This is a genomic window from Nocardia cyriacigeorgica (assembly GCF_005863245.1).
Lineage (GTDB): Bacteria > Actinomycetota > Actinomycetes > Mycobacteriales > Mycobacteriaceae > Nocardia > Nocardia cyriacigeorgica_C.
Genome location: NZ_VBUT01000010.1, coordinates 1 through 20,851 on the forward strand (window position 1 = coordinate 1; position 20,851 = coordinate 20,851).

Genomic DNA, 20,851 nt, shown 5'->3' on the forward strand with positions numbered 1-20,851 from the left:
ATCGAAGGCCGGGCTGAAGGCCGCGCGGAGACGTTGATCGAGCAGTTGGCGCTGAAGTTCGGGCCTGTTCCGGTTGACGTGGCCATGGCAGTGGGCCGGGCGAGTTCTGAGCAGTTGCATTCGTGGACGGCGCGCATTCTCACCGCACGCAGTCTCGATGAAATGGGCATCGTCTGATCGAAGGGCATCCGGCGCGTAGCAGGGTGCAGGACTTCCGCCTCGGATGTGACGATGGCATCGTCCTTGGAGACCTGCCCGCGACCAGGTCGGTGAGGATGTGGGCCGGCCGAGCTGAGTCACGAACGATGAAGCAGGTAGCGGGCGTGGGCAAGCGCACGATCTACCGTCGGCCGGGCCAGCGGCAATAGTCGAACCCGAGCATCTTGCGTTTCGTTCGGTACCCCACGGCCTGCGACTCAGGAGGAAGTAACTCCAGGCCCGCCGATCATCGGCCCTCCCGGCCAAAGGCCTTGGAGGGCTTCGGGTGTCAGAGGACTGCGATAGGCCTCGAACAGTACCGTGTCTCGCACGGGTGAAGCAGAATCTGCGAGGTTGACGAACCAGTCGATGCCTGCCACATAGGCCCACATGTAAGTCCTGAGTTGGGGATTGGTGCTGCGGTCCGTCAACAAGTCGGCGACGTACCCGTCTGTCCACCAAGGAATTCGCGATCTTGCTCGCGATGCGCAATCCTCGATTGATGCTCCAGCGTTGATTGCCAGATGGAGTTCCGAGCGTACGAGTTGGGCGTAGTGTTCGAGGCGTACTCGGGTGACCAGAGCTGGGTCATCCGGCGTGATGAATAGTGGTGCAGCCTGGGCCCAGCCTTCGAGCAGGACTTGCTGGGGCCCGTGTACAGACAGAAGTCGAACCCATGGCACGTCCTCTGTCGCACAGCGGGCGGCGATGGCGGCGCTTTGAAGTCCGTGGCCGAGAACTTCGTGCAGCGCGAATTGGCGCGCCTGCACGACTGTGTAGCTCGCGTTGCGGGTATTGAGTCTCAGACGAACCCTGTGACCGGCACCGTCGAGCCAGTACGCCCAGTAGGCGTCGACATCGGCCGCCTCGATGGTGAGGTCGTAGTCTGCCGTCGTGTTGGTTGCCCGCCGCACCGCGGGCTCGTATTCGGCGGCGGCGGCGCGGATAGCGTCGGGGGCCTTTTCGGGTTCGAGAACTCCTTCGACTTCAGCTAGCTCACGACGGGTGTTCTCGCCCCACGTGACGCCGAATGCGGCTACCGCTTCGCGCGCGATCTCGCCCTTCTCACTGACGTAGGTGTCGGGCCAGCCGTTGGCAGGGCAACCCTGCGTCGCACGGACATAGGTGTCGAGCGGGAGGCGTTCACCCATGAGCGCGCGCAGATAGGCAACATCAGCACGGACTCGCTGAGACAGCGCCGGCTCGTCCGTCTCATCGAGCAATTCGCAGAGCCGACGCAGAGTCGTCAGCCTGTCAGCAGGAGCTGGGGAGGGCGCGCCCTCCTCCGGGGGATGGAAATCGAAGTCGATCACTGCGGGAGCACCACGATCGGTCTCATGCCGATCCCACGCCCGAATGGCCGTCTCGATGGCGTCACGCGTGCTCACGGGAAACCTCCCAGCGCAGGGTAATCGCCTGGTTCGGCCGTAGGTACTCACGGGTCAGAGCCACAGTCACATCGTTGCTTTCGTCGTCCCAGATCAGGTCCTCGGTCACCGAATGTTCCGAACCATCCGGGTGCTCCTCCAGCGCCGAGCAGCCGGCCATCGCAAGCCGCAGGGGTTCACGCCGTGCGAACTCAGGTTGGCGGAGCCGCCTGTATCGTTCTTCGCGATTGAGACGAAGGTTACAGTTGTTCTCATCCCTGCCTGCGACTGGTTCGACTACGAATCCGTCCGACTCGGGGTGAGTAGGGGGCAACTTCCTTGCGAGGCTTGCTTGCCCGTTAGCAGGATTCGGTGGTCGGTGAGGTTTCGAGGGGATCGCGTTGACTACGGACCGTGAGGCGGGCAATGAGCCCCGACAGTCGGCAGCACGATTGTCGAGCGAGATCAAACGGCGACGTGAGCTGGCAGGACTGAGCCAGCCTCAGCTGGCGAGCCTGATCGGCTACACCCGGCAGTACGTGTCGCACGCTGAGCGAAACAAGAACCTACCGTCGGCGGAACTCATCCACGCACTGGAAACGGCGTTGAATGCCGGTGGAGAGCTGTTCAAGCTGTGGCGCGAAGCGAAAGCGGACCAAGTCAGCCGCCGAGACCCCGGCGACGGCGGTGAAGGGTTCCCGGACCTCGTAGCCGAGCCGGTGGACTCGGTCGCCAGTGACCGTGCCCGATACCTGCTGACACCTCCTGGCCGGTACTTCGCAGGCACGTCGACACCGGTGGTCGTCGCTCCGGCTGTGCTCGATGACGGCCGGGTTATCACAACCTCTTTGGGTGCGCTCCGCGAGGAATCGCTGGGAACGCCGCGGCGGTCGATGCTGCTCGCTTCGATCAAAACCCCTGATGGAAACCAGTATTACGGCTTGGATCGACGGCGCGCGCGAGCTCGCCTCACGGCCGCGAATCCAGGCTCGCCGCTGCTCTTCCCACCCGCGTATCTGCTCGATGACTTCACCCTGGCGATCATGTGGGCGGTGACGAACCTCGACGACGCCCTCCTAGATGACGACGTGTACCTGGCCGACGCGACAGCGCGGCTGAATAGCCTGGAGGGGCAAGCACGCTCGGCTGTCGGGCGCGATTCAGCCGCTGATCTGTCGCCGGTATCGACGATGTGGCTCGGGTCGGATGTCTGCGCCCGCCACATTCTTCATCACGCAAGCCGCCTCGCGGGCCCACCTCGTTTCTGGGCCCGCGAGCAGCGTGGCGAGGAGGCATGTACGTGGTTGTTGTTCACTCACAAGTACAACTATCTGTTGGCTACCGCGGACATGGACACTGACGCAGAGCCAGTGCGCGCGTTCTGCATTCCGCAGGACGCAGTTGCTGCATCAGGGAGGCGCGAACGTATCTTGCTGCTGCTGACAGCAGCACTGATCGAGTCCATGGGAATCCGGATCGCCATCTGTGTCGAGCCGGAATACACCGCCACCCCGGGATTTGTGCTCGATCGCGGTCGACGCGCGGTCGTTGCGACTTGGGTGAACACGGACCAGATATGGCATGTCGATATCACCGACCGCAAGCCGGTGCTGACAGAGTTCTCCGACACGGTGGGATGGGCCAGTACACACTCGATCATCAGGATGGCTACACCACCGCAGCGACTGTGCGCCCTCGCCGACTACCTGTCCCTGGATTGGACCTGGCTGGTCGAACGTGCTCGCGATATCGCCAACTATGGTGGTGGAGGCTTGGTTCCGCCTCGTAGCCGCCTACTGTCTCTTGCTGGACTAGAACGTGCGTGCCGGTTTCTTGCCGACGTCGGGCGGGCGAGTCAGTAGGCTGCCGAAGTGACCAAACCTGGACGGCGCCGCGTGTCGGTCTTCGCGCTCGGCGGAACGATAGCTATGACCCGCCGAGAAGACGGTGCCGTCACACCCGCGTTGTCGGCCGAGCAGCTGCTCTCGGCGGTACCTGGACTCGACAAGCTCCCCATCGATATCGACGTCGTGAATTTTCGGCAATGTCCCGGCGCGTCACTGCGAATCGCCGATGTCGTCGAGCTCGCCGCCGCGATAGCCGATCGCGCACCGGACATTCACGGGGTTGTGGTTACGCAGGGCACCGACACCATCGAAGAGACTGCCTACCTGATCGACCTCTTGCACACTCTCGACCTTCCGATAGTCGTCACCGGCGCAATGCGTAATCCGACCCTTCCTGGCCCCGACGGTCCGGCGAATCTTATGGCGTCCATCAGTGCAGCAGCCGATCCCAGCACCCGATCGTTGGGATGTCTGGTGGTCTTCAACGACGAAATCCATGCAGCGTGCCGCGTACGCAAAAGCCACACCACCAGCACCGCGACATTCATTTCGCCTGATGGGGGCCCGGTCGGCTTTGTAGTCGAAGGCCGCGCACGTGTGGTCAACCGGCAATTGAACCGCGCCACCATGCCGGCACCGCCGAACCCTGATCTACGGGTGCCGATCGCCACCATCGCACTCGGGGAAGACCCACGGTCGTTGTCGGCCCTGGCTTCGGAGGCCGACGGGCTCGTCGTCGCCGCGATGGGTGCGGGGCACGTTCCCGCCGACCTGGTCCAGCCCCTCGAGGCAATCGCCGAGAGGATTCCCGTGGTGTTGGCATCTCGTACCGGCTCTGGAACCGTATTGGCATCCACATATGGTTTCGCCGGCTCGGAGCAGGATCTCCTCAACCGGGGGTTGATGCGCGGCGGCTATATCCATCCCCTCAAGGCGCGACTCCTCCTACAGACTGCGCTGTCGACGACACGGGAACGATCGGTGCTCGCAGCCGTCTTCGCGGTCGCGGGCGGCTTTGCAGACCAAGAAGCATGGCCATGGCCGGAACATGTCAGCAGGGAGCATTGATGCGTGCGCATGAACTAACGATCGGAAGGACCTTCGCCGTCGCCTTCGACCACGGAGATGATTTCTTCGGATCGCTGACGGAGTTCTGCCGCGTGCACGGAATTCGCCAGGGCTATATCCCGTCGTTCATCGCCGGATTCAGTGAGGTCGACCTCGTCGGGACATGTGACAAGCTGGAGAACCCGGACGCGCCGGTCTGGTCAAAGGTCCATCTGAGCAACGTCGAAGCGTTCGGCGGCGGAACTATCGCCTACAGTCCCGCTGAAGATCGTTCTTCATTCCATATCCATGTTGCTGTTGGCCTCAAAGAGCAGGCAGCCAATGGCTACACCAGCCACCTGCTCAATGCCACGGTTGTCTTCCTCACCGAAATGATCGTCGTCGAAGTTCTTGCACCCGAGATGGACCGGATTGCCGATCCCAGCTTGTACGACGTACCCCTGTTGCAGTTCCGTCGACCGAAGTAGCTGTTCTCAGCGCTCGATCGTGGGCGGTAGCAAACAGGCGCATCGGGGATTTGACCCCTCCCCTCGCTGAGCCGCATCAATCATGGTGGGCGAGTGGACAACACCAAGCACTTGATGAGCGCGTCGGCCCTGACAGAAGGTCGAATCGCCGGTTTGCGCGAATGTGCCCGTGAAGTGGGCGAAGGCGGCCGCACGTCCTGGCGTGAGGCGCTCGTCTTACAGCCGAGGATGCACGCTCGGAGGCGGCGATGAGGCTCCGGCGGCGCGGGAAGTTGGACCGGCAGCAATTGGCGGAAGTACAGGCGATCCTGCACGACGCCAGCAGAGCGGACAGGGAAACGCTGGTGCGGATCGCGGAGGAATTGCGGCGGCAGGCCGGGCAGCCGCGGTTGCAGGAGGAGATCGACGGAGTGATGGCTCGGTATTGGGCTGCGCATCCGGAGCGCCGGCGATCGGCCGGGGACGAGGCGGGGTGACGGCGTGGACGATGAGCCGAAGGGATGGGTGCAGTGGTTGGACGGACGCTGGGGCCTGCTACTCGAGGACGGGTTCGTTCAGGATCTGGGGCGCCCCGGAACGGAGAACGAGGCGGGTGTCGACGCCTACCGGCCCGACGGCGAAAGCCCGCCTGACCCTCCCCGATAAGGTGAGCGGGTGGAATTGCTGCCCTTGGTACCCAGTGGCCGGACGCCGGTTCGGGCGCTCACTATTGCCGGGACGGACTCCGGGGGTGGGGCCGGGATTCAGGCGGATTCGCGGACCATGGCGTTGTGCGGGGTGCACGCGTGTGTGGCGGTGGCGGCGGTGACGGTGCAGAACTCGGTGGGGGTGAGCGGGTTCCACGAGATTCCGCCGCAGATCGTGGCCGATCAGGTGCGGTCGGTGGTCGGGGATATCGGGGTGGGGGCGGCGAAGACCGGGATGCTGGCGTCGACGGCCATCATCGAGGCGGTGGCGGAGGTCTGCCGGGAGGTCGGGATCGGGCGGGACGGGGAGATTCCGCTGGTGGTGGACCCGGTAGCGGCCTCGATGCACGGTGATCCGCTGCTGCACGAAGAGGCGTTGGACGCGGTGCGCAATACCTTGTTCCCGATCGCCACGATCGTCACGCCGAACCTCGACGAGGTCCGGCTGATCAGCGGCGTCGAGGTCACCGACGATGCCAGTGCCCGCCGGGCCGCCGAGGCTCTGCATGCCTTCGGGCCGCGCTGGGTGGTGGTCAAGGGCGGGCATCTGCGGTCCTCGGACAACAGCACCGACCTGCTCTTCGACGGCGAGCGGTTCCTCGAATACACCGCGCCCCGCATCCACACCGGCAACGACCACGGCGGCGGCGACACCCTCGCCGCGGCGCTGGCCTGCGCACTCGCGCACGGCTACTCGGTGCCGGACGCGTTCGAATTCGCCAAGGAATGGACCCGGCGCTGCCTCGAGGCCTCCTATGACCTGGGCAAAGGCCATGGGCCGGTGTCACCGCTGTGGCGATTGGAGTCCACGGGCCTGTCGTGACCCGTTTTTGTCGGTGGGCCGGCGCATACTGAGGTCGTCGCGAAGCACCGTTGGCCTCAAAGGCGCGGCACAGCGAGAACAGCGTGGTTCGAGTGCACGCGGCACAGTTGGTCCGGCTGCGGAGCGGGTTCGCTCAGTCCGCTGTGAAGGCGAGGTGCAATGGCTGATCGGCATCGATGGTGAAACCGCTGAGCCTGGCATCCGCGCAGGCCAGGGCCGACACCATCTCGGTGAGATAGGCGACGAAACGCTCCACCGGCATCGGATCCTCGCGCAGGTTGGCTCCGAGCCACCAATCCGTGGCCGATGCCACCGCACCGAAAACCGAATAGATCACCAGCTCGACCCCCTTCGGGTCGACCGGACGCTCGGCCACCGATCCCACGAACAGATCGGCCACCTGCCTGGCCGCCTGCCGCGCCGACTGCAACGATCGCGGCGACTCCGCTGAACTGTCCCGGCGCTGAGCGAAATGCCCGTTCAGAATGAACCGGAAAACGTTCGGATGCTGCGTCACCACCGCCACGTATTCGTTCGCGCCGCGGCGAATCAGCTCACGCACCGGATCATTGGTGAGATCGACGCCGTCGACTATCCGCTCCCACAGCAGGTCCCGCATCCGATCCACGATCGCGTCGTACAGATCGGCTTTGTCCGCGAAATGCCGGTAGAGCTTGGGTTTCGCCGCGCCCGCCGCCTTCGCGATCTCCCCCATACTCACCTCGGGCCCGAAGGCTCCCAACGCCTCGAATGCCGCGTCGACGAACTCCGCCCGCACCTTGACCCGATGCTCGCGCCACCGCTCGGTGCGCGCATCGACGCGTCGCCCAGGAACGTCTCTTACCCCCTGGCCTGCGCGTCGTACCACAACCGGGATGGTACTCACCGGCAGATCATCCACCTGACCTGCCCGCCACCCATCGCCGGTGGCACCGACCCTCGACAGGAAATAGAACTTGTTCTAGTTTGAGACCTGCCGACGGATTCCGCCGGAAGAGCCGCCCCTGAACACCGAGGACCTCGATGGATTGGTACACCGGTAACACCGCGTATGACACCGTGCTGACGATCGCGTTCGCCTTCGCGGCGTTCGTCATCGTCGGCGGCCTGTTCATGCAGAGCCCGTACGGGCGATTCGCGTCGACGAATATCGGGTTCAACCTCAATCCGAAGCTCGGCTGGTGGTTGATGGAGCTTCCCGCCACCGTCGTATTCGCGGTGTTCTACCTGGCCGGGCCGAACCGCTTCGAGCCGACGTCGATGGTGCTGGCGGGAATCTGGCTGCTGCACTACGCCAATCGCGGCTGGTTCTTCCCGCTGTCCATCCGGCAGGTGCCGGGCAAGCGCAGCAGTTTCAATGTTTCCGTGCTGGCAGCGGGCGTATTCGTCACCGCGATGCACGGCTATTTGAACGGGTCCTTTTTCAGCCAGGACTACCTGAATCAGTACGGGACCGAATGGTTGACCGATCCGCGTTTCCTCATCGGCGTCGTGGTGTATCTCGGCGGGTTCACGCTCTTGGTCCGGTCCGAATGGATCGTGCGCAACCTGCGGGACAAGGACAACCCGGGAGCCACCGAATATCGCATTCCGCACGGAAGCGGGTTCCGATTCGTCAGCAGCCCAGCCTATCTCGGCGAACTGATCGCCTGGGCCGGCTTCGCGCTGCTCACCTGGTCATTGGCTGGTGTCGTGATCTTCCTGATCACCGCGGGCAACCTGGTACCCCGAGCCTTCGCCACCCATCGGTGGTACCGAGAGAAGTTCGCGGACTATCCGAAGGATCGAAAAGCCCTGGTGCCGTATCTGGTATGAGCCGCAGCCGCGCATCAGGAAGATCGGTGGCCCCGGTCGTCAGCCGCGACGACTCATGAGACCGCACAGCGTCGCGGTGTCGCCCTGTACGAATTCGGGCGCAAGCGCAGCGGAGGCACGGGGATCGCGTTCGGCTTGTAGATCGATGGCGCGGATCGCCGGTCTCGGCACGCCTGAGAGACAATGCCCTCATGTCCGAGGAAATCGTTGATGTCTCGATCACCGCGAACGATCCGGAATGGCTGGCCGAGTTCACCCGGAGTCTGATCACCGATCGGCTGGCCGCGTGCGGCAACATCATCTCCGGGGTGCGGTCGATCTACCGGTGGAACGATGCCGTGCACGCCAATGGGGAGAACCTGGTGATCCTGCATACCCGGCGGTCGCTGGTGGGCGCGATCATCGAACGCGCCGACGCCGAGCATGCGGATGAGACGCCGCAGGTGCTCGCGGTTCCGGTGGTGCAGGCGCATCCGGGGTACCGGCAGTGGGTGCTGGATTCGACTCTCGAACCGACGTTGCTCGCCTGATGGCGGCGCCGGAGTCGGCGAGGTAGAGCTCGCGCCGGGCGTCGAGGGCGGGGCGGCAGGCCGCTTCCGCACCCCGCGGGGAATGTCGGCGGGGCGGGCCCGGCTCGGCCTCGGGCTGAAATGCTCGCCCGCACCTGACGATCAAGCTCCGACTTCGCCGCGCTGCGGGGCCGGTTGGGGGCCGAAACCGACGATCGGCAGGCGCAAGGCCGCGGGCGCGTGCGCTGGAACCACCGGGTTGCGGGGCGGCACCGGTGGGATGCGCCGGTGCGGAGTGCCCATGGGCGGGCGGGTGTCCACCTCGCCTTTGTTGGGCCAGAGGGCGGCGGCGCGTTCGGCCTGGGCGACGATGGTGAGCGACGGGTTGACGCCGAGGTTGGCGGAGATGGCGGCGCCGTCGACAATGCTCAACGTCGAATAGCCGTAGACGCGGTGGTAGGAGTCGATGACGCCGTGGTCGGGGTCGGCGCCGATGGCGCAGCCGCCGATGAAATGGGCGGTCATCGGGACGTCGAACAGGTCCGGCCAGGTGCTGCCCGCGGTGGCGCCGAGCTTCTCGGCGACGCGACGGGTGGCCTCGTGACCTGCGGGGATCCAGGTCGGATTGGGTTCGCCGTAACCCTGCTTGCTGGCGAACTTGCGGCCGAACAATCCGCGCTTGGTGTAGGTGGTGATCGAGTTGTCCAGCGATTGCATGACCAGCAGGATCAGCGTGCGTTCGCTCCACTGACGGGTGCGCAGCAGGCGGACGGTGCGGATCGGCTGCTTCAACGCCACCGGCAGCACCCGCACCCACGGCGGGATCCGGTGGCCGCCATCGATGAGGTAGGTCTGCAACAGGCCCATCGCGTTGGAGCCCTTGCCGTAGCGCACGGGTTCGACGTGCGTATCGGGGGTGGGATGGAACGACGAGGTGATGGCGACGCCGCGGGTGATGTCCATATCCGGGTCGACCTCGGTGCGGCCGGCACCGAGAATGGCTTCGGAATTGGTGCGGGTCAGCACGCCGAGACGTTTCGACAGGTCCGGCATCACGCCGGTGTCGCGCATCTTGAACAGCAAGCGCTGGGTGCCCCAGGTGCCGGCGGCCAGCACCACTCGACCGGCGCGGAAGGTGCGGCGGCCGCGCCGGGTCCAGGAACCGGTGCGGTGGGTGTCGACCAGCCAGGTGCCGTCGGGTTGCGGGCGGATCGCGGTGACCGTCGTCATCGGATGCACTTGTGCCCCAGCCTTTTCGGCTAGTCCGAGATAGTTCTTGACGAGCGTGTTCTTGGCGCCGTGGCGGCAGCCGCTCATGCATTCGCCGCATTCGATACAGCCGGTGCGGTCCGGTCCGACACCACCGAAATAGGGGTCGGGCACGGTTTTGCCGGGTTCACCGAAATACACCCCGACGGGCGTGGGCACGAAAGTCTCGCCGACGCCCATATCGGTGGCGACCGCCCGGATGACGTCGTCGGCGGGCGTCATATGCGGGTTGCGCACCACGCCGAGCATTCTGGTCGCCTGCTCGTAGAACGGGCTCAGCTCGTCATCCCAGTCGGTGATATCTGCCCACTGCCGGTCGGCGAAGAACGCGGGACCTGGTTTGTACAGCGTGTTGGCGTAATTCAATGATCCGCCGCCCACACCCGCGCCGGCCAGGATGAAGCAGTCGCGCAGCCGGTGAATGCGTTGAATGCCGTAGCAGCCGAGTTTGGGCGCCCACAGGTATTTGCGCATATCCCAGTTCGTCGCCGCGAACTCGTCGTCGGCGAAGCGGCGCCCCGCCTCGAGCACCGCGACTCGATAGCCCTTTTCCGTCAGCCGCAGCGCCAAAACACTGCCACCGAACCCGGAACCGACGATCACCACGTCGACATCGAGTTCCCCGCTCATCTGCCACCTCCGCGGCCGACGTTAACAGCCGTGGACACGCGGTTACCCGAAATTGTGCAGTATCGGAAACTCCGCAGGCCGCGGACTCCGACACGTCACAACTGAAGCATCCCGCGCTGTTCCCCACCGCCTCCGCGGCTATCCGACCCGACAAACCCGGAGTTCAGTCGGATCCGTCCTGGATCAACAAACGAAACGATGAGAACGACGGCGTCAGTGGCGCCACCGCACGGAAATCACGCTCGTCGAGCGTCACGATGGCGTTGGTCAAATATCGCTCGGCGAGAACGATGTTCACCGCGTCCGCCAGGTCCAGCCGCAATCCGCCGAATTGGGTGATGAGCCGTTGTGCGACCCGGAGATCGTGGTGATCGACAGGCGGTACGAGAACGGCGCCTTCTTCCGCCGAAGTCAGTACATCGTCCAGGACGAGGTCGGCGATACGGCGGTCCTTCCCGAACCGGGCGATGAGCAGGTGGTCCACCTCGTCCAGAACCAGCGGAGAAACGACGGCGACCGAGGTGCTGAGCAACTCACGGACCCGATCCCGCTGCGGTGCGGAATTGTCATACGCAGCGATGAGCGCCGACGTATCGGCGATGAAAAAGCTCAACGTTCGTATGCGGTGCGAAGGTGCTCGTCCGCCTTCGCTGCGAACTGCGGATCACCCGAATCGAACGACGGCCATTCCCGCTTCCGCGGCGCACGAGGTGCGCGCAGCAAGACCAGATCGATACCTTCCCGAATGAGGTCCGCCTCGGAACGGCCCGCCGCCTCAGCCGCTTGCTTGAGACGCGACGTCTGCTCCTGATCCAGGTAAACGCTCGTCTTGACCTTCATAAACGTAGGGTACCACGTAGGGCATCCATCGTCCCCTATGCAAATTTGGCGCCCTATCGCCCGTTCTCCAGCGCCGCATGCAACGTCACCGCCCACTGGTGGACGATCTGCTTGCGCCGCGCCGAGTCGTCGGTCAGCACGTCGGCGAGGCCGAGGCCGCGGGCCATGTCGAGGGTGGCTTGGACGAGGTGGTGGGCTACCGGGTCGGCGTCGTCGACGCCGAGGGCTTCGACCGCGCGGCGGTGCGACACCCGGCCGAAGCGGGCCTCCAGGGGGACGATGCGTTCGCGCAGCGCGGGGTCGGCGGCGGCGTGGGTCCACACCTGCAAGGCCGCCTTGAACAGCGGGCTGGTGTAGGACTCGACCAGTCCCGCCACCACGGCCTCGGTCCGCCCGACACCGACGGCGGTGGCGGCGACGGTTTCCGCCTCCGCCTTCGCCTGCTCGGTCCTGGTGTCGAACATGTACTCGAGCGCCGCGGTGATCAGGTCTTCCCTGGTGGGGAAGTGATGCTGGGCGGCCCCACGCGACACCCCCGCGCGTTCGGCGACGACGGCCACCGTCGCGGCCGCCCAGCCCATCTCGGCCAGACAGTCGATGGTCGCCTCGAGCAGCCGCTGCCGGGTGGCCCGGCTGCGGTCCTGCTTCGGTTCGTGGGGTGTCGCCATGGGCCTATTGTGCCCAGCTGGGCGGGCGCTTCTGCAGGAAGGCCGTCATGCCCTCGATCACCTCGGGGGTGCCGAAGAAGCTGCCGGAGCGTTGCGCGAGTTCCTCGGCTTCGGCGTCGAACCCGGCCAGCAGCGCCGCGTTGACCAGCTTCTTCGATTCCGCCAGCCCCTGCGGCGAGCCCTTGCGCAGCTCACCGCACAGCCGCTTGACCTCGGCCGCCGGGTCGTCGGCGGCGATGGTGATGAGCCCGATCTGCTGCGCCACCGCAGTGTCGAATTTCTCACCGGTGAGGTAGTAGCGACTGGCCGCGCGCTGGTTCAGCCGCGGCAACAGGGTCAGCGAGATCATGAACGGCGCCATGCCGATCCGCACCTCGGTGAGCGCGAAACTGCTCGACGGACCCGCCACCACCAGATCGCAGGCGGCGATGATGCCCATGCCACCCGCCCGCACATTGCCGTCGATCTGGGCGATCACCGGTTTGGGCGCGGCCACCAGCCCGCGCAGCACGTCGATCATCTGACGGGTGCGCTGATCGGCCGCGGTGGCGGGGTCGGCGTTGGCGGCTTCACTCAGATCCGCACCGGCGCAGAACGTATTGCCGGTGTGGGTGAGCACGATGCCGCGCACCGCGGGATCGGCGACCGCCGCATCGATTCCGGCGAGCAGCTCCCGAACCAGCTTGGACGACAACGCATTGCGATTATGCGGTGAATCGAAGGTCAGTGTCGCGAACCCGTCGGCGACCTCGTAACGCACGAACGGCGCTTCGCTCATGACTCCACCTCTCCGGCACTCGGCATCGATAAGACCGAGGCCTCGGCTGTGTTGAATGCTCGCCCGCGGCGCTCACTCATCCGAATCTCCAATCCGGCGCCCGACCGGCCCCGCACCGAGCGATGCGGGGCCGGGACCGGGATCAGTAGGACTTCGGCAGTCCCAGCGAGTGCTGGGCGACGAAGTTGAGGATCATTTCCCGGCTCACCGGCGCGATCCGCGCGATGCGCGCGGCACCGAGCATGGCGGCCAGCCCGTATTCGCTGGTCAAACCGGCCCCACCGTGGGTCTGGATGGCCTGATCGAGGGCCTTGATGCTGGCCTCGCCCGCCGCGTACTTGGCCATGTTCGCGGCCTCGGCGGCGCCCATCTCGTCGCCGGCGTCGTAGAGGGTGGCGGCCTTCTGCATCATCAGCTTGGCCTGTTCGAGCTCGATCTTCACCTGCGCCAGCGGATGCGCGATGCCCTGGTGCGCGCCGATCGGCGTCTTCCAGACGGTGCGTTCCTTGGCGTATTCGACCGCGCGGTCGATGGCGTAGCGGCCCATGCCGACGGCCATCGCGGCACCCATGATGCGCTCGGGGTTCAGGCCCGCGAACAGCTGCATGAGTGCGGCGTCCTCCTTGCCGACCAGCGCGCTGGCGGGCAGCCGGACGTCGTCGAGGAACAGCGTGAACTGGTGGTCCGGTTCGATGATGTCCATCTCCTGCGGCGTCTTCTGGAAGCCGGGAGCGTCGGTGGGGACGATGAACAGGGCGGGCTTGAGCTTGCCGGTCTTGTGGTCCTCGGTGCGCGAGACGATGAGCACGGCCTCGGCCTGATCGACGCCGGAGATGAAGATCTTGCGGCCATTGAGGATCCAGTCGTCACCGTCGCGGCGCGCGGTGGTGGTGATCTGATGCGAGTTGGAGCCCGCGTCCGGTTCGGTGATGCCGAAGACCATCTTGCCGCTGCCGTCGGACAGTTTCGGCAGCCAGGCCGCCTTCTGCTCGTCGGTGCCGTACTTGGTGATGATGGTGCCGCAGATGGCCGGGGAGACCACCATGAGCAGCAGACCGGCGCCCTGGGCGGCCAGCTCCTCCATCACCAGCGCCAGCTCGTACATGCCCGCGCCACCGCCGCCGTATTCCTCGGGCAGGTTGACGCCGAGGAAGCCGAGCTTGCCCGCCTCGGCCCACAGTTCGTCGAGCGGCTCGTTGGCGCGCGCCTTCGGCAGCACGTAGTCGCGGTAGTTGTACTTCGAGGCGAGCGCGGCGACGGCGGCCCGCAGCTCCTTGCGCTCGTCGGATTCGATGAAGCTCATGACCTACTCCTGATCTTCCGAGGGCTCGTCCACGACGGCGAGCACCGCGCCGACCTCGACCTGCTGGCCGACGGTCACGTTGAGTTCGCTGAGGACGCCGCTGGTGGGGGCGACGATGGTGTGTTCCATCTTCATCGCCTCCAGCCACAGGATCGGCTGTCCGTGTTCGACCTGATCACCGACGGCGGCGCCGAGCCGGATCACGCTGCCTGGCATGGGCGCGAGCAGCGAGCCCGCGGCCACCTGATCGGCCGGGTCGGTGAAGCGCGGCAGCCTGCGCACGGCGACCGGGCCGAGCGGGGAGTCGACGCAGACGAGATCGCCGTAGCGGGAGATCTCGAATTGCCTGCGCACCGGGCCGCGGTCCCCGGGAACGCCGAGCACCACGCGTTCGGGCGTGAGGTCGATCAGCTCCAGACCGTCGTGACCTTCGATCTGGACACCGCCGCGGGTGAAGCGGTAACGCACCTCATGGGTGCCGCTGATCCGGCTCTCATAGGACTTGGTCTGCGGTGCGGAGGCGAGGTTGCGCCATCCGCTGGGGATCCCGCCGGCCACGCGCGCGGCGCGACGGTTGGCCGCGGAATCGGCCAGCGCCGCCGCGACGATGGACAACGCCTCGTCGGCCTCGCTGACCAGCGGCGCCGACAGTGCGTCGAGACCGTGCGTATCGAAGAACGCGGTGTCGGTGTCGCCGGCCAGGAACGCCGGATGCCGCAGCACCCGCACCAGCAGGTCGCGGTTGGTGACCAGGCCGTGCACCTTGGCCCGCTGCAAGGCGGTGGCCAGCAGATGGGCGGCCTCGGCGCGGGTCTCGGCGTAAGAGATGACCTTGGCCAGCATCGGGTCGTAGTGCACGCCGACCACCGAACCGTCGACCACACCGGTGTCCAGCCGCACTCCCGGCTGTTCCAGAACGGTGAATTCGCCTGCGGTGAACGGGATATCGAGCTTGTGCACCGGACCGCTCTGGGGCTGCCAATCCTGGGCCGGGTCCTCGGCGTAGAGCCGGACCTCGATCGAATGCCCGCGCTTGGCCGGCTGCACCGGTGGCAGCGGCAGCCCGGACGCCACCTGCAACTGCAATCGGACCAGGTCGAGTCCGGTGGTCTGTTCGGTGACCGGATGCTCCACCTGGAGGCGGGTGTTCATCTCCAGGAAGAAGAAATCGCCCTTTTCATCGGCCAGGAATTCGACCGTGCCCGCACCCTCGTAGCCGATGGCCTCGGCGGCCAGCCGCGCGGCTTCGAACAGCCGATCGCGCATGCCGTCGATCTTCTCGACCAGAGGCGACGGCGCCTCCTCCACGACCTTCTGATGACGACGCTGGATCGAGCATTCCCGCTCACCCACCGCCCACGTGGTGCCGGCGGTATCGGACATGACCTGGACTTCGATATGCCGCCCGGTCTCCAGGTACCGCTCACAGAACACCGTCGGATCGCCGAACGCCGATTCGGCCTCACGGCGCGCCGCCTCGATCTGCCCGGACAGCTCGCTCAGCTCACGCACCACGCGCATGCCGCGGCCACCACCGCCGGCCGAGGCCTTGATCAGCACCGGCAGATGGTCCTCGGTGACCTCGGCCGGGTCCAGTTCGGCCAGCACGGGTACCCCGGCGGCGTCCATCATCTTCTTGGACTCGACCTTGGAGCCCATCTGTTCGATGGCGGCCACCGGCGGTCCGATCCACACTAGCCCGGCCTCCTGCACCGAGCGCGCGAATTCGGCGTTCTCGGAGAGGAATCCGTAGCCGGGGTGGATCGCATCGGCTCCGGCCGACAGCGCCGCCTCGATGATCAGTTCACCGCGCAGGTAGGTCTCGCCGGGGGTGTTGCCGGGCAGCCGGATCGCGGCGTCGGCCTCGGCGACGTGCGGGGAGGCCGCGTCGGCGTCGGAGTAGACCGCCGTGGTGGCGATGCCCATGCGGCGGCAGGTGGCGAACACCCGGCGCGCGATCTCACCGCGATTGGCGACCAGGACATTGGTAATCGGAGTTGTCATCGCCGACCGCCTCACATTCGGAAGACGCCGAAGCCCTCGGCGCCCTGGATCGGGGCTGTGTGAATGGCCGACAACGCCATTCCCAGCACGGTGCGGGTATCACGCGGATCGATGATGCCGTCGTCGTAGATGCGCCCGGACAGGAACATCGGCAGCGATTCGGCCTCGATCTGCGCCTCGACCATGGCGCTCATGGCGGCGGCGCCGTCTTCGTCGAAGGTCAGGCCCTTCGCCTCGGCGGCGGCGCGCTGCACGATGGTGATGACACCGGCCAGTTGCGCGCCACCCATCACGGCGGATTTGGCGCTGGGCCAGGCGAACAGGAACCGCGGGTTGAACGCGCGCCCGCACATGCCGTAGTGGCCCGCGCCGTAGGAGGCGCCGATGAGCAGCGAGATATGCGGCACCTTCGAGTTGGAGACCGCGTTGATCATCATCGAGCCGTGCTTGATGATGCCGCCCTGCTCGTACTCCTTGCCGACCATGTAGCCGGTGGTGTTGTGCAGGAACAACAGTGGCGTATTCGACCGGTTGGCCAGCTGGATGAACTGGGTGGCCTTCTGCGATTCCTCGGAGAACAGCACACCGCGCGCGTTGGCGAGGATGCCGATCGGGTAGCCGTGCAGTTCGGCCCAACCGGTGACCAGGCTCGATCCGTACATGGGCTTGAACTCGTCGAAATCGGAGCCGTCGACGATGCGGGCGATCACCTCGCGCGGATCGAACGGGATCTTCAGATCCGACGGCACGATGCCGAGCAATTCCTCCGGGTCGTACAGCGGCGAGATGACGTCGCTGCGCGGCTGCGGGCCCTGCTTCTTCCAGTTCAGCCTGCGCACGATGGCGCGTCCGAGCCGGATCGCGTCCTGTTCGTCGGCGGCGAAATAGTCGGCCAGACCGGAGACACGGGCGTGCATTTCGGCGCCGCCGAGGGATTCGTCGTCGGATTCCTCACCGGTGGCCATCTTCACCAGCGGCGGGCCGCCGAGGAACACCTTCGCGCCCTCCTTGACCATCACCACGTAGTCGGACATGCCGGGAATGTAGGCGCCGCCCGCGGTGGAGTTGCCGAACACCAGCGAGATGGTCGGGATACCCGCCGCGGAGGCCTGGGTGAGATCGCGGAACATCGCGCCACCCGGGATGAAGACTTCCTTCTGGGTGGGCAGATCGGCACCGCCGGATTCCACCAGCGAGATCACCGGAAGCCGGTTCTGCTTGACGATCTCGTTGATGCGCAACGTCTTCCGCAGCGTCCACGGGTTCGAGGTGCCTCCGCGCACCGTCGGATCCGGCGCCACGATCATGCATTCGACGCCCTCGACCACACCGATGCCGGCGATGGTCGAGGCACCCACCTGGAACTCGCTGCCCCAGGCGGCCAGCGGGCACAGCTCCAGGAACGGTGAATCCTCGTCGAGCAGCAGTTCGATGCGCTCACGCGCGGTGAGCTTGCCGCGCTTGTGATGACGGGCAACCTTGTCCGGGCCGCCGCCGGCGATGGCCTTGGCGAATTCGGCCTCCAGCTCGGCGAGCTTGCCCGTCATCGCCTCCGCGGCCGCGGTGTACTCCGGCGACGACGGATCGAGGGTGGAACGGAAGGTCGTCATGACTGGTACCCCAATACTTTCGACGCCAGCATGGTCAGGATTTCGTTGGTGCCACCGCCGATGCCGAGGATGCGGACGTCGCGGTAGATGCGTTCGATCTCGGATTCGCGCATGTAGCCCATGCCGCCGTGCAGCTGAACGCCCTGGTTGGCCACCCATTCGGCGGTCTCGACGGCGGTGTTCTTGGCGAAGCACACCTCGGCGATGAGGCCCTGTTCACCGGCAGTGTGCCGCTCGACCAGCGCGCGGGTGTAGACCCGGGCCAGGTCGACGCGGCGGTGCATTTCGGTGAGCGTCATCTGCACCGATTGGCGGCTGATCAGGGGACGACCGAAGGTTTCCCGGTTGCGGCACCATTCGAGCGTGAGATCCAGGGCGCGCTGGGCCTGCGCGTAGGCCTGCACCGCGAGGCCGACCCGCTCGCTGACGAAAGCCGTTGCGATCTGGGCGAATCCGGTGTTCTCGGCGCCGACCAGGTTGTCCACCGGCACTCGAACGTCCTCGTAGGAGAGTTCGGCGGTGTCGGAGGCCAGCCAGCCCATCTTCTCCAGCTTGCGCGCCACCGTGAAACCGGGCGTATCGGTGGGCACGATGACCAGCGACACCCCGCCCGCACCCGGCCCGCCGGTGCGCACCGCGGTCACCACGAAATCGGCGCGGCAGGCCGACGTGATGAAGGTCTTGGCGCCGTTGATGACGTAGTGGTCGCCGTCGCGGACCGCCGAGGTGGTCAGGTGGCCCACGTCGGAACCGCCGCCGGGTTCGGTGATCGCCAGAGATCCGATCAGGTCACCGGCCAGCGTCGGGCGCACCCAGCGATCGATCTGCTCGGTATTGCCGGAGGCGATGATGTGCGGCAACGCGATCCCGCACGTCATCAACGAGGCCCAGGCACCACCGGAGGCGCCGGCCTGGTGGAACTCCTCGCCGAGGATCACGGCGTCGATGGCATTACCGCCGGACCCGCCCACCGATTCCGGGACATCGATGCCGAGCAGTCCGAGCTCACCGGCCTTCTTGTGCAGTTCGCGCGGCAGCTCACCGGCCCGCTCCCAAGCACCGAGGTCGGGCAGCACCTCCCGCTCGACGAACCGGCGCACGGTGGCGCGCAACTCTTTTCGTTCCGGCGTATCCCAGACACTCATCGGGCACCCTCTAGCAATTCGGTCGGAATATCGACATGACGGGAGCGCAGCCATTCGCCGAGCCCCTTGGCCTGCGGATCGAAACGGGCCTGGTAGGCCACGCCCTTGCCGAGCAGACCGGAGATGATGAAGTTCAGCGCCCGCAGGTTGGGCAGCACATGCCGGGTGACCTCGAGCGAGGCGGTTTCCGGCAGCAGCTCACGCAGCCGCTCCACGGTGAGCGTGTGCACCAGCCAGCGCCACTGCTCATCGGTGCGCACCCAGACGCCGATATTGGCGTCACCGCCCTTGTCACCGCTGCGGGCCAGTGCGATGGCGCCCAGCGGTGCGCGCCGGGTGTCGTTGCTCGCCAAGGGTTCCGGAATTTCTGGTGCGGGAACCGGCTCGAGCGCGCGGGTTTCGGCGGCCTGCGCGATATCGACGCGGGTGCCGTCGGCGAGCACGGCGACATGCGGCACCTCGCTCGCATCGACGAAGCCCGGCGTGTACACCCCGTAGGGCGAACCATTGCCCGGCAGCGTGGTGAAGCTGCATCCCGGATAGCTGGCAAGCGCCAATTCCACGGCGACGCTGGAGAAGGCCCGGCCCACCTTGTTCGGATCCGGATCGCGCACCACGCAGCGCAGCAGGGCGCTGGCCTGCTCCTCGGTGTCGGCATCGGGGCGGTCCAGGCGGGCCAGCGTCCAGTCGAGTTCGGCGGGACGCACGGTCAGCCAGGATTCCAGCTGACGTTGCGCCAGTGCGGCTTTCGCCTCGATATCGAGTCCGGTGAGCACGAACTCCATCTCGTTGCGGAATCCGCCGAGAATATTGAGCGAGACCTTCAATTGCGGCGGCGGCGCCTCACCGGTGACTCCGCTGATCAGCACACGGTCGGGGCCCTCCTGCTCGACCCGGATGGTGTCGAGCCGAGTCGTCACGTCCGGCCCGGCGTAGCGCGCGCCCTGGATTTCGTACATGAGCTGGGCCTGCACCGTATCGACGGTGACCGCGCCGCCGGTGCCGGGATGCTTGGTGATGACGCTGCTGCCGTCGCGGCGGATCTCGGCGATCGGGAATCCGGGGCGGCCGAGGTCTTCGAGTTCGGTGAAGAAGGCGTAGTTGCCGCCGGTGGCCTGGGTGCTGCATTCGATGATGTGGCCCGCCACCACCGCACCCGCGAGCCGGTCGTAATCGGTGCGTTCCCAGCCGAAGTGCGCGGCGGCGGGCCCGACGATCACCGAGGCGTCGGTGACCCGTCCGGTGACGACGATGTCGGCGCCGGAATTCAGGCATTCCACGATGCCCCACGCGCCGAGATAGGCATTGGCGGTGAGCGGGGAGCCGAGCCCTAGTTCGGCCGCGCGGCCGGACAGATCGTCGCCCTCGACATGCGCGATCTTGGCCTCGAGACCCAGCTCGGCAGCGACTTTACGCAGTTTCTCGGCCAGGCCCGCCGGGTTCAGTCCACCGGCATTGGTGACGATCTGGACATTGCGTTCCAGCGCCAGCCCGAGGCACTCCTCGATCTGCTTGACGAAGGTTTTCGCGTAACCGAGGCCGGGATCCTTCATCCGGTCCCGGCCCAGGATCAGCATGGTCAGTTCGGCGAGATAGTCGCCGGTCAGCACGTCGAGCGGCCCGCCTTCGAGCATCTCGCGCATGGCGCTCAACCGGTCGCCGTAGAACCCGGAACAGTTGCCGATCCGGATGACGTCCGGATCGTCGGCCAGCCTACTCATCAGCGGGTATGCCTCCTGTCGCGCTGGATCGGGCCGTCGCGATCGCGGGCCACCGTCACGGCGCCCGGAATCCGCGTACGCCACCAGCATCACAGCCGGTCCG

General features: G+C 66.2%; 21 protein-coding genes. 8 read left to right on the forward strand and 13 right to left on the reverse strand.

Going from position 1 to position 20,851, the window contains the following annotated elements:
- Positions 1–416: 416 nt before the first annotated feature.
- Together FEK34_RS23150 and FEK34_RS31205 are read right to left on the reverse strand one after the other, a co-directional pair.
- Entirely contained in the window at positions 417–1,586 is a 1,170-nt protein-coding gene (locus FEK34_RS23150; protein ID WP_138450972.1) for a hypothetical protein, read from the reverse strand.
- Positions 1,573–1,695 carry a hypothetical protein gene (locus tag FEK34_RS31205; protein WP_283206614.1) on the reverse strand — a complete coding sequence of 41 codons (123 nt, stop codon included), beginning with the start codon at positions 1,693–1,695 and terminating at the stop codon, positions 1,573–1,575. The genes FEK34_RS23150 and FEK34_RS31205 overlap by 14 nt, the downstream gene beginning before the upstream one ends.
- 322 nt (positions 1,696–2,017) lie before the next feature.
- Here FEK34_RS31205 and FEK34_RS23155 point away from each other — a divergent pair, with 322 nt between their 5' ends.
- The 6 genes from FEK34_RS23155 (at position 2,018) to thiD (ending at position 6,456) form a co-directional block, all read left to right on the forward strand.
- Positions 2,018–3,427 (forward strand): helix-turn-helix transcriptional regulator, encoded by a 1,410-nt coding sequence (locus tag FEK34_RS23155; RefSeq protein WP_212748810.1) that lies wholly within the window; start codon positions 2,018–2,020, stop codon positions 3,425–3,427.
- A 9-nt stretch (positions 3,428–3,436) separates the two neighbouring features.
- On the forward strand, positions 3,437–4,480 hold the full coding sequence (locus tag FEK34_RS23160) for an asparaginase (protein ID WP_212748811.1): 1,044 nt from the start codon (positions 3,437–3,439) through the stop codon (positions 4,478–4,480).
- Complete coding sequence (locus tag FEK34_RS23165; protein WP_138450974.1) at positions 4,480–4,947, forward strand: PPC domain-containing DNA-binding protein; 468 nt, start codon at positions 4,480–4,482, stop codon at positions 4,945–4,947. The genes FEK34_RS23160 and FEK34_RS23165 overlap by 1 nt, the downstream gene beginning before the upstream one ends.
- 248 nt (positions 4,948–5,195) lie before the next feature.
- Positions 5,196–5,423, forward strand: a complete 228-nt coding sequence (locus FEK34_RS23170) for a hypothetical protein (RefSeq protein ID WP_138450978.1) — start codon at positions 5,196–5,198, stop codon at positions 5,421–5,423.
- Positions 5,424–5,427: 4 nt separating this feature from the next.
- A complete protein-coding gene (locus FEK34_RS30135) occupies positions 5,428–5,592 on the forward strand; it encodes a hypothetical protein (protein ID WP_171048347.1) in 165 nt (54 codons plus the stop codon).
- A gap of 9 nt (positions 5,593–5,601) precedes the next feature.
- Positions 5,602–6,456 (forward strand): bifunctional hydroxymethylpyrimidine kinase/phosphomethylpyrimidine kinase, encoded by an 855-nt coding sequence (gene thiD, locus FEK34_RS23175; RefSeq protein WP_138450979.1) that lies wholly within the window; start codon positions 5,602–5,604, stop codon positions 6,454–6,456.
- A 133-nt stretch (positions 6,457–6,589) separates the two neighbouring features.
- Here the strand turns inward: thiD and FEK34_RS23180 are convergent, their stop codons facing one another.
- Positions 6,590–7,342, reverse strand: coding sequence for a TetR/AcrR family transcriptional regulator (locus FEK34_RS23180; RefSeq protein WP_249359520.1), 753 nt, complete (start codon positions 7,340–7,342; stop codon positions 6,590–6,592).
- Positions 7,343–7,479: 137 nt separating this feature from the next.
- On the opposite strand from FEK34_RS23180, the gene FEK34_RS23185 reads away from it, so the two are divergent.
- Positions 7,480–8,271 carry a 3-oxo-5-alpha-steroid 4-dehydrogenase gene (locus FEK34_RS23185; protein ID WP_138450980.1) on the forward strand — a complete coding sequence of 264 codons (792 nt, stop codon included), beginning with the start codon at positions 7,480–7,482 and terminating at the stop codon, positions 8,269–8,271.
- Between the two features lie 191 nt (positions 8,272–8,462).
- Positions 8,463–8,801: a divalent-cation tolerance protein CutA gene (cutA, locus tag FEK34_RS23190; protein WP_138450982.1), complete on the forward strand. Its 339-nt coding sequence runs from the start codon at positions 8,463–8,465 to the stop codon at positions 8,799–8,801.
- Between the two features lie 141 nt (positions 8,802–8,942).
- Here the strand turns inward: cutA and FEK34_RS23195 are convergent, their stop codons facing one another.
- The 10 genes from FEK34_RS23195 to FEK34_RS23240 form a co-directional block, all read right to left on the reverse strand.
- The gene (locus FEK34_RS23195; protein ID WP_138450984.1) at positions 8,943–10,679 is read right to left on the reverse strand and encodes a GMC oxidoreductase; all 1,737 of its coding nucleotides are present in this window, start codon (positions 10,677–10,679) and stop codon (positions 8,943–8,945) included.
- 163 nt (positions 10,680–10,842) lie between these two features.
- Positions 10,843–11,292 carry a PIN domain-containing protein gene (locus FEK34_RS23200; protein WP_171048348.1) on the reverse strand — a complete coding sequence of 150 codons (450 nt, stop codon included), beginning with the start codon at positions 11,290–11,292 and terminating at the stop codon, positions 10,843–10,845.
- On the reverse strand, positions 11,289–11,519 hold the full coding sequence (locus FEK34_RS23205) for a ribbon-helix-helix domain-containing protein (protein ID WP_138450988.1): 231 nt from the start codon (positions 11,517–11,519) through the stop codon (positions 11,289–11,291). The genes FEK34_RS23200 and FEK34_RS23205 overlap by 4 nt, the downstream gene beginning before the upstream one ends.
- 53 nt (positions 11,520–11,572) lie before the next feature.
- A complete protein-coding gene (locus FEK34_RS23210) occupies positions 11,573–12,187 on the reverse strand; it encodes a TetR/AcrR family transcriptional regulator (RefSeq protein ID WP_104362116.1) in 615 nt (204 codons plus the stop codon).
- A gap of 4 nt (positions 12,188–12,191) precedes the next feature.
- A complete protein-coding gene (locus FEK34_RS23215; RefSeq protein ID WP_138450990.1) occupies positions 12,192–12,965 on the reverse strand; it encodes an enoyl-CoA hydratase family protein in 774 nt (257 codons plus the stop codon).
- Positions 12,966–13,107: 142 nt separating this feature from the next.
- Positions 13,108–14,268: an acyl-CoA dehydrogenase family protein gene (locus FEK34_RS23220; RefSeq protein WP_104362114.1), complete on the reverse strand. Its 1,161-nt coding sequence runs from the start codon at positions 14,266–14,268 to the stop codon at positions 13,108–13,110.
- 3 nt (positions 14,269–14,271) lie between these two features.
- Positions 14,272–16,272 carry an acetyl/propionyl/methylcrotonyl-CoA carboxylase subunit alpha gene (locus FEK34_RS23225; protein WP_138450992.1) on the reverse strand — a complete coding sequence of 667 codons (2,001 nt, stop codon included), beginning with the start codon at positions 16,270–16,272 and terminating at the stop codon, positions 14,272–14,274.
- Between the two features lie 11 nt (positions 16,273–16,283).
- On the reverse strand, positions 16,284–17,882 hold the full coding sequence (locus FEK34_RS23230) for an acyl-CoA carboxylase subunit beta (RefSeq protein ID WP_138450994.1): 1,599 nt from the start codon (positions 17,880–17,882) through the stop codon (positions 16,284–16,286).
- Positions 17,879–19,027 (reverse strand): acyl-CoA dehydrogenase family protein, encoded by a 1,149-nt coding sequence (locus tag FEK34_RS23235; RefSeq protein ID WP_138450995.1) that lies wholly within the window; start codon positions 19,025–19,027, stop codon positions 17,879–17,881. The genes FEK34_RS23230 and FEK34_RS23235 overlap by 4 nt, the downstream gene beginning before the upstream one ends.
- Positions 19,024–20,748 (reverse strand): acyclic terpene utilization AtuA family protein, encoded by a 1,725-nt coding sequence (locus FEK34_RS23240; protein WP_138450997.1) that lies wholly within the window; start codon positions 20,746–20,748, stop codon positions 19,024–19,026. Before FEK34_RS23240 ends, FEK34_RS23235 begins: the two co-directional genes overlap by 4 nt.
- Between the last annotated feature and the right edge of the window lie 103 nt (positions 20,749–20,851).

Coding starts and splice junctions, on each gene's coding strand:
- FEK34_RS23220 (WP_104362114.1), bottom strand. CDS start 14,268: ATGAGCTTCATCGAATCCGACGAGCGCAAGGAGCTGCGGGCCGCCGTC.
- FEK34_RS23230 (WP_138450994.1), bottom strand. CDS start 17,882: ATGACGACCTTCCGTTCCACCCTCGATCCGTCGTCGCCGGAGTACACC.
- FEK34_RS23210 (WP_104362116.1), bottom strand. CDS start 12,187: ATGGCGACACCCCACGAACCGAAGCAGGACCGCAGCCGGGCCACCCGG.
- FEK34_RS23170 (WP_138450978.1), top strand. CDS start 5,196: ATGAGGCTCCGGCGGCGCGGGAAGTTGGACCGGCAGCAATTGGCGGAA.
- FEK34_RS23185 (WP_138450980.1), top strand. CDS start 7,480: ATGGATTGGTACACCGGTAACACCGCGTATGACACCGTGCTGACGATC.
- FEK34_RS23205 (WP_138450988.1), bottom strand. CDS start 11,519: ATGAAGGTCAAGACGAGCGTTTACCTGGATCAGGAGCAGACGTCGCGT.
- cutA (WP_138450982.1), top strand. CDS start 8,463: ATGTCCGAGGAAATCGTTGATGTCTCGATCACCGCGAACGATCCGGAA.
- FEK34_RS23165 (WP_138450974.1), top strand. CDS start 4,480: ATGCGTGCGCATGAACTAACGATCGGAAGGACCTTCGCCGTCGCCTTC.
- FEK34_RS23235 (WP_138450995.1), bottom strand. CDS start 19,027: ATGAGTGTCTGGGATACGCCGGAACGAAAAGAGTTGCGCGCCACCGTG.
- FEK34_RS23240 (WP_138450997.1), bottom strand. CDS start 20,748: ATGAGTAGGCTGGCCGACGATCCGGACGTCATCCGGATCGGCAACTGT.
- FEK34_RS23225 (WP_138450992.1), bottom strand. CDS start 16,272: ATGACAACTCCGATTACCAATGTCCTGGTCGCCAATCGCGGTGAGATC.
- FEK34_RS23195 (WP_138450984.1), bottom strand. CDS start 10,679: ATGAGCGGGGAACTCGATGTCGACGTGGTGATCGTCGGTTCCGGGTTC.
- FEK34_RS23215 (WP_138450990.1), bottom strand. CDS start 12,965: ATGAGCGAAGCGCCGTTCGTGCGTTACGAGGTCGCCGACGGGTTCGCG.